The 9,573-nt window shown below is 58.8% G+C and carries 10 protein-coding genes; 6 read left to right on the forward strand and 4 right to left on the reverse strand.

Annotated elements, in window-relative coordinates; genetic code table 11:
- Positions 1-31: 31 nt before the first annotated feature.
- From cyoB to ACT6VE_RS00500, 4 genes are read left to right on the forward strand one after another with little or no spacing between them, the layout of a single operon-like run.
- A complete protein-coding gene (gene cyoB / locus ACT6VE_RS00485; RefSeq protein ID WP_444796673.1) occupies positions 32-2,035 on the forward strand; it encodes a cytochrome o ubiquinol oxidase subunit I in 2,004 nt (667 codons plus the stop codon).
- 4 nt (positions 2,036-2,039) lie between these two features.
- Positions 2,040-2,660 (forward strand): cytochrome o ubiquinol oxidase subunit III, encoded by a 621-nt coding sequence (gene cyoC / locus ACT6VE_RS00490; RefSeq protein WP_444796674.1) that lies wholly within the window; start codon positions 2,040-2,042, stop codon positions 2,658-2,660.
- On the forward strand, positions 2,657-3,049 hold the full coding sequence (gene cyoD, locus ACT6VE_RS00495; protein ID WP_444796675.1) for a cytochrome o ubiquinol oxidase subunit IV: 393 nt from the start codon (positions 2,657-2,659) through the stop codon (positions 3,047-3,049). The genes cyoC and cyoD overlap by 4 nt, the downstream gene beginning before the upstream one ends.
- 56 nt (positions 3,050-3,105) lie before the next feature.
- Positions 3,106-3,822, forward strand: a complete 717-nt coding sequence (locus tag ACT6VE_RS00500) for an SURF1 family protein (protein WP_444796676.1) — start codon at positions 3,106-3,108, stop codon at positions 3,820-3,822.
- A gap of 73 nt (positions 3,823-3,895) precedes the next feature.
- Here ACT6VE_RS00500 and ACT6VE_RS00505 read toward each other — a convergent pair whose 3' ends face one another.
- The gene (locus ACT6VE_RS00505) at positions 3,896-4,639 is read right to left on the reverse strand and encodes an SDR family oxidoreductase (protein WP_444796677.1); all 744 of its coding nucleotides are present in this window, start codon (positions 4,637-4,639) and stop codon (positions 3,896-3,898) included.
- A 98-nt stretch (positions 4,640-4,737) separates the two neighbouring features.
- Between ACT6VE_RS00505 and ACT6VE_RS00510 the strand changes: the two genes are divergently transcribed.
- Positions 4,738-5,658 carry an AraC family transcriptional regulator gene (locus ACT6VE_RS00510; RefSeq protein ID WP_444796678.1) on the forward strand — a complete coding sequence of 307 codons (921 nt, stop codon included), beginning with the start codon at positions 4,738-4,740 and terminating at the stop codon, positions 5,656-5,658.
- 250 nt (positions 5,659-5,908) lie between these two features.
- The gene (locus tag ACT6VE_RS00515; protein ID WP_444796679.1) at positions 5,909-6,391 is read left to right on the forward strand and encodes a hypothetical protein; all 483 of its coding nucleotides are present in this window, start codon (positions 5,909-5,911) and stop codon (positions 6,389-6,391) included.
- A gap of 19 nt (positions 6,392-6,410) precedes the next feature.
- Here the strand turns inward: ACT6VE_RS00515 and ACT6VE_RS00520 are convergent, their stop codons facing one another.
- The 3 genes from ACT6VE_RS00520 to ACT6VE_RS00530 are packed head-to-tail and all read right to left on the reverse strand — an operon-like array spanning position 6,411 to position 9,570.
- Positions 6,411-7,334: a hypothetical protein gene (locus tag ACT6VE_RS00520; protein WP_444796680.1), complete on the reverse strand. Its 924-nt coding sequence runs from the start codon at positions 7,332-7,334 to the stop codon at positions 6,411-6,413.
- On the reverse strand, positions 7,334-9,013 hold the full coding sequence (locus ACT6VE_RS00525) for a DUF3696 domain-containing protein (RefSeq protein ID WP_444796681.1): 1,680 nt from the start codon (positions 9,011-9,013) through the stop codon (positions 7,334-7,336). The genes ACT6VE_RS00520 and ACT6VE_RS00525 overlap by 1 nt, the downstream gene beginning before the upstream one ends.
- Positions 9,010-9,570, reverse strand: coding sequence for a hypothetical protein (locus ACT6VE_RS00530; protein ID WP_444796682.1), 561 nt, complete (start codon positions 9,568-9,570; stop codon positions 9,010-9,012). The genes ACT6VE_RS00525 and ACT6VE_RS00530 overlap by 4 nt, the downstream gene beginning before the upstream one ends.
- Positions 9,571-9,573: the final 3 nt, after the last annotated feature.

Consider the following 9,573-nt stretch of genomic DNA (forward strand, 5'->3'; position numbering starts at 1 on the left):
AATGCCCTCACGAAACGATATTGGACAGCCCATGTTCGGCGATATCAGCCTCACGCAATTCATCTTCGGTCGGCTTACCCTCGAAGCGATCCCCTATCACGAGCCCATTCTCGTTGCGACCTTCGCGGTCGTGGCGCTCGGCGGCATCGCGCTTCTTGGCCTGGTCACGAAGTTCAAGCTCTGGGGCTATCTCTGGCACGAGTGGTTCACCAGCGTCGATCACAAGAAGATCGGCATCATGTACATCATCTTGGCGATCATCATGCTTTTGCGCGGCTTTGCCGATGCGATCATGATGCGCATCCAGCAGGCGATCGCCTTCAACGGCAACGAGGGTTACCTCAACCCGCACCACTACGACCAGATCTTTACCGCGCACGGCGTGATCATGATCTTCTTCGTGGCCATGCCCTTCGTCACCGGCTTCATGAACTATGTCGTGCCGTTGCAGATCGGCGCGCGCGACGTGTCCTTCCCATTCCTCAACAATTTCTCCTTCTGGATGACGACGGGCGGCGCGATCATCATCATGATGTCGCTCTTCGTCGGTGAATTCGCCCGCACCGGCTGGCTCGCCTATCCGCCGCTGTCCGGCGTGGATTACAGTCCCGGCGTCGGCGTCGATTATTACATCTGGGGCCTGCAGGTGGCGGGCGTGGGAACCACGCTGTCGGGCATCAACCTGATCGCCACCATCGTGAAGATGCGCGCACCCGGCATGACCTTCATGAAGATGCCGATCTTCACCTGGACGTCGCTCTGCACCAACATCCTGATCGTCGCGACCTTCCCGATCCTGACGGCCACGCTCGCGCTGTTGTCGCTCGACCGCTATGTCGGCACCAACTTCTTCACCAATGACCTTGGTGGCAACCCGATGATGTACATCAACCTCATCTGGATTTGGGGCCACCCGGAGGTCTACATCCTCGTGCTTCCGGCGTTCGGCATCTTCTCCGAAGTGGTGGCGACTTTCTGCGGCAAGCGCCTCTTCGGCTATGCCTCGATGGTCTACGCCACCTGCGTGATCATGATCCTGTCCTATCTGGTGTGGCTGCACCACTTCTTCACGATGGGCTCGGGCGCCTCGGTCAACGCCTTCTTCGGTATCACCACGATGATCATCTCGATCCCCACGGGGGCGAAGATGTTCAACTGGCTGTTCACCATGTATCGCGGCCGTATCCGCTACGAACTGCCGATGCTGTGGACCATCGGCTTCATGATCACCTTCGTCATCGGCGGCATGACGGGCGTCATGCTCGCGATCCCGCCGGCCGACTTCGTGCTGCACAATTCGCTGTTCCTCATCGCCCATTTCCACAACGTCATCATCGGCGGCGTGCTGTTCGGGCTGATGGCCGGCCTCGTCTACTGGTGGCCGAAGGCCTTCGGCTACAAGCTCGATGTATTCTGGGGCAAGATGAGCTTCTGGTTCTGGCAGATCGGCTTCTTCTTCGCCTTCATGCCGCTCTATGTGCTCGGCCTGATGGGCGTCACCCGCCGCGTCAGCCAGTTCGAGGATCCGTCCCTGCAGATCTGGTTCATCATCGCTGCCTTCGGCGCCGGCCTGATTGCGATCGGCATCGCCTCCTTCGTCATCCAGCTCGTCGTCAGCTTCCTGAAGCGCGACCAGCTGCGCTGCGACAGCGGCGATCCATGGGACGGCCGCACGCTGGAATGGTCGACCTCGTCACCGCCACCGGACTACAATTTTGCCTTCACGCCGGTCGTGCACGACCATGACGGCTGGTACGACATGAAGAACCGCGGCTATGAGCGCCCGCTGACCGGCTTCAAGTCGATCCACATGCCGAAGAACACCGGCACCGGCGTTATCCTCTCGGGTCTCAGCGTCGTACTCGCATTCGCGTTGATCTGGTACATCTGGTGGCTGGCGGCCGTGTCCTTCATCGGCATCATCACGGTGTCGATCGCCCATACGTTCAACTACAACCGCGATTTCTTCATCCCCGCCGAGACCGTGACGGCGACGGAAGATGCGCGCACCAAAATGCTTGCAGAACGGACCTGAGCCCATGAGCGCGACCCAAGTCCAGACCGACGAAAAACCGCAGTTCTACGTGACGGAAGAGCATCACCCGGAAAACAGCACCATGCTGGGGTTCTGGCTCTACCTGATGAGCGACTGCCTGATCTTCGCCGTGCTCTTCGCCACGCACGGCGTGCTCGGCCGCAACTATGCGGCCGGTCCGTCGCCGGCCGATCTCTTCGACCTAAACCTCGTCGCCATCAACACGGCGATGCTGCTGCTCTCCTCCATCACCTACGGCTTTGCGATGCTCCAGATGGAGCGCAACGCCAAGATGGAAACGCTGGTCTGGCTCGGTATCACCGGGGTGTTCGGCGCCGCCTTCCTGGGGCTGGAACTGTATGAGTTCTACCACCTGATCCTCGAAGGCGCCGGCCCGACGCGCTCGGCATTCCTGTCGTCCTTCTTCACGCTGGTCGGCACGCACGGGCTGCACGTCACCTTCGGCATGATCTGGCTGATCACGCTGATGGTGCAGGTGAAAAAGTATGGCCTTAACCCGGAAAACCGTCGCCGGCTGATGTGCCTGTCGATGTTCTGGCACTTCCTGGACGTCATCTGGATCGGCGTCTTTTCCTTCGTCTATCTGCTGGGGGTTCTCGGATGAGCACGCACCACGAAAGCGCTTCTGACACCCATCACGCCCATAGCCACGGACATGAGGCCGGCCACGGCTCCTTCAAGGGCTACATGACCGGCTTCGTCCTCTCGATCATCCTGACGGCGATCCCGTTCTGGCTGGTCATGGCGGACGTGCTGGACAGCAAGCTCCTCACCGCCGTGCTCGTCATGGGCATCGCCGTCGTACAGATCGTCGTGCACATGGTCTACTTCCTGCACATGAACCCGCGCTCGGAAGGTGGCTGGACCATGATGGCGCTGATCTTCACCCTCGTCATCGTCGGCATCGCACTCGCCGGCTCTCTCTGGGTCATGCATCACCTCAACACCAACATGATGCCGATGACCCACGAGATGATGATGAACATGCCCTGACGGGATAGGGCAGGGCCACGATGACCATCGACCGGCAACGGGAAGAGGAGGGGGCAATGTTGCCCTCCCGAGGCGCGCGCCGGGTGCTGACCGGCGCCTTGCTGCTGCTCGCCGTGGTCTTCGCCGCCCTCGGTACCTGGCAGATGCAACGGCTGTTCTGGAAGCTCGATCTTGTCGAACGCGTCGAGGCCCGCATCCATGCCGAGCCCGTGCCGGCGCCGGCCCGCGGGACGTGGGATGCCGTCAACCAGGAAAAAGACGAATACCGCCGCGTCACTGCCACCGGCCTCTTCCAGCACGACAAGACGGTGCTGGTGCAGGCCGTGACGGAACGCGGCGCCGGCTTCTGGGTGCTGACGCCGCTGCGCCTTGCCGACGACGCGACCGTGCTGATCAACCGCGGCTTCGTGCCGGCGGACCGCCGCGATCCCGCCGCCCGTCTGGCAAGTGAGATCGCCGCCGGTCCTGTCACGGTCACCGGCCTCCTGCGCATCACCGAGCCCGGCGGCGCATTCCTGCGCTCCAACGATCCGGCAAATGACCGCTGGTTCTCCCGCGACGTCGCCGCCATCGCCGCCGCGAAAGACCTGAGCGATGTCGCACCCTATTTCATCGACGCGGACGCAACGCCCAATCCGGGCGGCCTGCCAATCGGCGGACTGACGGTCGTGACATTCCGCAACAGCCACCTCGTCTACGCCCTGACATGGTATGCCCTGGCCGCGATGAGCGCGGCTGGCGCCTGGTATGTGTATCGAAGCCGGCCCACCTGAGCCCATCCCATCGGCCCGGAGGCAAGCGTGTTGCGCCGGCCTCCGCGTGAATTGCAGCTGGCGCGCAGCATAGTTAGGCGGCGTGGGAAAGCGCGACTGCGTCCGCACCTGCCGGGAAACGCAGCGTGCCGGTGCCATCGTTGACCGCCCGCCATACCGCCTCGGCAACATCAATTTCTCTGGTCGTCAGGGCCGGCTGCGCGAATGTCTGAAAGATCGGCGCTGCGAAGTCTGCGTAAACCTCCGGAATAAGATCCTCGACCCGCACAGAGGTGTTCTGGGCGAAGCTCGTGGTCGGTGCATAACCGGGTTCCACAAGCTTGGCCTGGATATTGAAGTGCGCAAGCTCATGAGCGAGAGAGCCGGTAAAGCCCTCGATGGCCTGCTTGCTGGCGGTGTAGGCAGCCGCCAATGGCATGGGAGCCAGGGTCGCGCTCGACGTCACATTGACGATCACGCCGGATCGGCGCTCGCGCATCTGCGGGATGACGCCCTGCGTCATGGCCATGACGCCGAAGGTGTTGGTATCAAAGACCTTGCGGATATGAGACAGCGGTGTTGCTTCAAATGCGCCGACGACGCCGATGCCGGCGTTGTTGACCAGCGCATCGATGGGTCCGGCGGCGTTGATGGCCTCGGTGATGCTGGCTTCGTTCGTTACGTCCAGAGGCAGAATATGCAGGTTTCCCGAGCGCGGCAGGATGTCTTCCCGCGGGGTGCGCATGGTCGCAATGACGTTCCACTGCTTCGAAAGGAAATAGCGAGCCGTCTCAAGTCCATAGCCCGAAGAGCAGCCTGTTATCAGTATGGTTTTCATGTTTTATCTCCTGGTTGGATGCCATGAATCCATGCTAATCCGCCGAAGTCGGACTATCTACAATTGAGCGTCCGATTTTAGTTTGTTATAGTCCAGATATGGTCGATCCTCTCTCGGAGATAATAGGACTGCTGCACCCTCGGGCCGTTTTCACCAAGGGCATCAGCGGCGCCGGCCGGTGGGGCGTTCGTTATGGCGCATTCGGCCACCCTAGTTTCGCCATCGTGATCGAAGGTTCCTGCCGCCTGGCCGTCGATGGGCAGTCTGAGTTAACCCTGCACGCTGGCGATTTTGTTCTGCTGCCGACGACGCCGGGCTTTGTGATGTCGGGCTTCGAGCCGGTCATTCCCGAATTCATTGACCCCCATGTTGCGGCAGTGGCGACCGGCGAAGTTCGCCATGGCAGGCCGGACGGTCCCCCATCTGTTCGCATCCTGGGTGGCTATTTCGTCTTCGGTAACGAAGATTCCGGCCTTCTGGTATCGTTGCTGCCGCAACAGATCCATGTCAGCGGTGTGGAAAGACTCTCGACGTTGGTAAGGCTTCTGATTGACGAGGCTGCCATGGATCGTTCAGGACGCACGCTGGTGCTCACCCGGCTCGTCGAAATTTTGCTGGTCGAGGCATTACGACTGACGCAAACTCCCGATGCACCAGCGGGATTGCTGCGGGGTCTGGGCGATGCCCGGCTGGCGGAAGCCATCAGGCAGATGCACCGCGATCCCGCGCGCCCCTGGACGATGGCCGATCTGGCGAAAGAGGCGGCGCTGTCCCGCTCCGCGTTCTTCGACCGCTTTTCACGGAATGTCGGCGTGCCGCCGATGGAATACCTGCTTGCATGGCGCATGGCGCTCGCCAAGGATCTTCTTCGCCGACAGGACGTGGACATCGCGGAGGTTGCCGAACGCGTCGGCTACGGTTCAGCAAGCACCTTCAGCACGGCCTTCAGCCGCCACGTCGGCCAGCCACCTGGGCGTTATGCGCGTGGCTCATCGAACCAGCACTCGGCAGATTCCTAGTTTTGTTCTGATCACAAGGTGAAAATCTATGTGAATTTAATATGTTGGAAGTGGCGCGCCATTTGGGACGAAAATACGAACACATATGTCATTGAAATAGATACGCAAAATGGATGCGCTGGGCCTGAGAAGGAACGAATATCTTCGCCAAGGGGCTGAATTTTGATCAGCCTATATGGAAAGATGAACCTGATGCCTTGCCTTGCCGAATTGAAGCCTTGGAAACCTTTATTCGGTAGGACGAAGCACAATGGCGTATTTGTTGATCAAGGAAATTTTTGAGATGTCATTACAATCAATAGCCGAGTATCTGGAGCCAGCCCAAGACATAACACTTCGCAATGGCCTCCATCTTTATCGTGGCGTAAGTCTTCCAACCTCGGATGATATTAGAGCCGACCTTGGCAAGAACCTCTGGGTGTTTTCCTCCGAGGAGCGCGCTAGAGAATATATGAGGGCGTTTGAAAGTAATCCCATTAAAGTGATTTTTGTCTTCGCTGCAATTCGTGAGATCAAGCTCACCGCCCTCAGATTGAATGCCGTGACGAGGCACCTATACATGTCAAACCAGTTTAGCGGGCAGCCGCAAACGTATCAACGCGACAAGCTAATTGCGGATATTGAGTCGAAATCGCCAGGTCCGGTTGACGGGATATATGACATTGGCACGTCGGAAATATTGATCAAGAATGGTCTGCTGGCTCACATCGAAACGCGACACAATCAAGGGTGATCGGCAGATGCGCATCCTCTCAAATTCGACGTACACTGCCGTCCGATCGGATTTCTAGGACCGGCTCCACGAGCTCAAAATCGGTCGCATTTTTCTCGAAAGCTGTAAGCCTAGCTTGCGACCGCAAGAGGCTCATGAGGTACATGTCCGTGGTTTGATGCCCGCCTTCGGCCGAAAATCCAGCATCAATGCCGACTCCGCCGCGGTCCGTTAGCAAGTAACGTGCGTGGAAATCGGCGCCTCCGGCTTTCTCCCGCCAGCAGTAGACAGAAACGGCCATATCCTCTGGAATCACCCCATTGAAAAGCCTCGCTACCTCCCTTTCTAGCTCGGCATTAGCGGGCTTGTTGTCGTGATAGCGGTAGTGAATCTCACAGCCTGCGGCTGAGTTATACAATTTAACGACGGCGAGGCACGCCCGGAGGGTGCTCTTGTAGCGGGGGCTATAGGCGTCGAAGAAAGGATCGACAAACAGGATACGGGTGCCGACTCGGAGAAAGCCACTCAGCGCCTGAGCAATGGACTCACTTTCGCGCAAGACCGCGCGGTCTTGCGTCACCGCCATGAGCGGTTGCCGGTCGTCGAGATCGGCTACGGGTAATACAGTGGCGCTCCCGCCAGGATTATGTTGCGCTATGATGGCATGGAACGGCGCGCGTTCATGCTCGGCCAACGCGTTATCGAGCCAAGATTCTCCGGCATCATAGGGCCGGCCAAAATCGACGACAACCGACTTTGCATTTTTCAGGCGCTCGATAATGCTCGCCATCCGAATATCGGACACGCCCGCCTCTTTCGCAGCCTGTATGACCTTTTTCTCCCATTTGCCCGGCAACCTCGAAATCAGCCGACCGCGATCAAAACCAAACTTTTCTATCAAGTAAAGAAACGTCTGCCAGCTTGAGCCGATTGCTTGCGGCTCGACCGCATATTCGAAAAGCATCAGAACAGTTCCTCCGCGCGCTCTTCAAAGAAGCCCTTCGGCCAGCGGTCGATGAAATCTCCTTCGCGATCAACACGGAGCGGCCGGAAGCGGACGCCATCGTCGGTGCTCTCGACATAGATCACAGCGAGATCATCCGGCGCGAGGCCTATCAAACCGGGCGGTACTTCATTCTCGCTTGCTTCGCGGATGCGCCGCAGGAGTCGAAGCATGATGTGCTCGCTGTGTGTTTCGACGAGCAGCGTCTTGCCAGGTCCGAAAATGCTCTCGCTTTTCTGAATCGCCTGGATGAACAGATCGCCCAAGCCGACCTGAATGGCCGGGTGAACATGCAATTCAGGCTGCTCGATCGCAAGAATGCCCTGCTGGTTTCGAAGGCAGCCGACGATGACCGGAATCATCTGCGATATGCCAACTCCCACGTCACTAGGCGCGACGATTATGCCCTTTTCGAAGTCGCGCAGGGCAATCTCAGAACGACCGCTCAGCGTAGCGTAAAGGTCTTGCAGCTCGCTAAGATCGTCTTCGGAAAGACCCCGCTCGAAGAGCTGATGGAAACGGCTGGGAACTGGAACTTCCTTGAACTGAAACTTCTCCAGCCGATACCCGGTCTTTAGCCGTTCTTCACCGCCGAGCCAGGCATTAACCTCTTCCAAAAGCTTACCGGAGGGGTCCGTGTAGAGCAGGTCCCAGGCGGCAAGGCCCTGCGCCCATCGTGATTCATCCGGGGAAAGGCGCGGGCGATACTTTCGGCTGGGTATTTCGCGCAGCGGGCCCACATAGGTCATCGCGCTGAGATAGTCGCGCACCAGCCGCAGCGGGCCTACGATCAGTTCGTCCACGAGCGCGTTCAGACCACGAACCCGGGGCGTTCTACTTTCCAATTCAAATTTCTTGACCTCTGGATCGCGCAAATCGCTGACCATCGGCCGACTGAGGTCGGGAAGCGCTCCGAGGAAGGTATCCACGCCAATGCGATAGTCGTGCAGTTGCAGATCGTTGGTTCTGGACATCTGCCGAGACAGATCGAGGATTTCATCCGCTAGCGGATACGGTGAGAGTTCCTCTTCTAGTTCCCATGGCTCGTCCACGTCGCGAAAACGACGGAACAGAGGATGATCGAAGTTAAACTTTGACAGTATCGCCTGACCCGACTGTGCCGACGACGTAATCGTGGCGATATCAGCGCTGTCCATCATCACAGTGATAGCCGAAACATAGGGGCCGGCCAGCAAGTCACTCCACGAGATCGATAGGCTGACTCCGATGGATTGCACCACCGCGTAGTCTTTCAGGTCGGTATTTTCGCCCACAAGGTACCGGATCGGCAAATTTTCGAACTCCGCCGCGGTCAGGGAAGCACCTGAGTTCAAGGGCAGGCGCTCGGAGCCGTGACCGTCAATACCATCGATTTCAACCTTGAGAACGATGGTTCGACTGAGGTCATGGCCATGTACCAGCCTCGCAAACCCTCCTAGATCAATCAGCCCGCCGGCGATCGTCTGGTCTGGGTCCGGGTTTCGGCGCTCGAGGATTTCGCGCAGATAGTGCAGCGATTGAAGGATCGTGCTTTTGCCGGCGCTGTTCGGGCCGAACAGCAGCGTGATAGGCCTCAGATCGATGACCTGTACGGTGCCAATTCCCTTGAAGTTTTCGATTTCGATTCTGGAAAGCCTCATAGATCAAACCGCCCTAAACTTGGAAAGTGTTCCGTGAATGCATCTCGCACCGCTTCCCAGTGGACTGCATCGTATTGCTTCTTGCTGTGCACCACGTTGAGTACCAAGTAACCGGCCACCACCAGAGAATCCCGCAGTTTTTTTTCCAACGCAGCCATCTGGTCCCGCACGGGGGTGTGCAGCACCATCTGTTCATGGCGAAGCTGATCCTTCGTCATCCCAATTTCCGGGAAAATCGGACCGTACGAGATCAGGTCGAACTGCCCGCAGGTTTCGGGCTCCACCCCGGCCTCGCTTAATAGCCGCCTCAGGCTGTTCGCCGCCTTCGAGAACCCCAGATGCTGGCCCATGCGGGTGTAGGGGGCGGTGGCGTGGGGGCTGCTGCTGTCACCAGTACGGCCCACATAAAGCCACTCCCCTTTTGGAGTCTCAACCCGCCAGACATAGAGCCAAAAACCCCGCTTCAGCATTGGGCCGGGCAGCGTCAGTCGGTGCAGGCTGGCCGATGAGGTGGCACTTCTAGGGGGCTGATCGTCCGGGAAGGTTTGGGTGCTCATGCC

The organism is Shinella sp. (assembly GCF_052438155.1).
Taxonomy (GTDB): domain Bacteria; phylum Pseudomonadota; class Alphaproteobacteria; order Rhizobiales; family Rhizobiaceae; genus Shinella.